Here is a 447-nt window from a genome sequence, read left to right as displayed (position 1 = left end):
GGTGAATCCAGGCAGGGCAACAGCGGCCACCCAGGCGCATTGAGGCGTTTGGGTGGCCGCTGTTCCGTTTGCACACCGGGTCCGGTCGCTGGGACCTTGACCGTACTAGACACGCAGATGCGCCGCTTCGAACGTCGTGGACCCCGGGCCCGGCGCGGGTAGCCTGTTGGGTGCTCCGAGTGCCCGATAGTCCCAGCCAGCGGCGCGGTATGCCACGGCGTCAAGCGCGTGCCGGCCGTCAACGATGTTGCGCAGCTGCACTAGCTCGCCCAGCGCAGCCGGGTCAGCGCGCCGGAAGATGTCCCATTCGGTCAGGACTGCCACGATTTCGGCCCCGGTCACGGCCTCCTCCAGCGAATTCGCGTAAGCGAGGTCCGGATAGCTCCGGCGGGCGTTCTCCATCGCCTTGGGGTCGAAGACCGTGACCCTGGCGCCGCTCTGGTGGAG

General features: G+C 68.0%; 1 protein-coding gene. It reads right to left on the bottom strand.

Annotated elements, in window-relative coordinates:
- Positions 1–105 precede the first annotated feature (105 nt).
- A partial coding sequence (locus AB4Z46_RS35430; RefSeq protein WP_442288225.1) for a UDP binding domain-containing protein occupies positions 106–447 on the bottom strand: 342 nt, incomplete at its 5' end.

It is taken from the genome of Variovorax sp. M-6, from assembly GCF_052114385.1.
GTDB lineage: Bacteria > Pseudomonadota > Gammaproteobacteria > Burkholderiales > Burkholderiaceae_C > Variovorax.
Note: the sequence above shows the minus strand (reverse complement) of the source record. Positions and strands in the feature narration are given on the sequence as shown.